Source organism: Salmonella sp. SAL4457, assembly GCF_046548235.1.
GTDB classification, from domain to species: Bacteria; Pseudomonadota; Gammaproteobacteria; order Enterobacterales; family Enterobacteriaceae; genus Salmonella; species Salmonella enterica.
The window spans coordinates 1-275 of the sequence record NZ_JBGDZO010000419.1; the positions used below are offsets into that span (position 1 = coordinate 1).

Consider the following 275-nt stretch of genomic DNA (forward strand, 5'->3'; position numbering starts at 1 on the left):
CCCGAGGATCGCGTCGCCTGCGCCGATGGAGAGCCCCCACAGGGTGAGGAGCGTGACGCCGCGCAGATCGTCGGTCGGGTGATTGGGCTGCACGCGGGAAGAGAGCGTGCCGGGAGCGCCCAGCAGCGTGCGGGCGCGGGTAGGACGCGAGATCTTGCGCGCGATATACACGAGCTCGTGCACATCGCACAGCTTCGCGACCGCGGCGGCCATGACTCCGGTCAGGGCGCGGCCGATGCCGGCAACCTCATCACCGGGTGCGCGCAGCAGGTGAT

1 protein-coding gene is annotated in these 275 nt (G+C 70.5%); it reads right to left on the reverse strand.

Annotated features, from left to right (window positions below; translation table 11 throughout):
* Positions 1 to 275, reverse strand: a 275-nt coding sequence (gene eutB / locus ACLJNW_RS24885; RefSeq protein WP_410961316.1) for an ethanolamine ammonia-lyase subunit EutB, incomplete at both ends; no start/stop codon positions are given.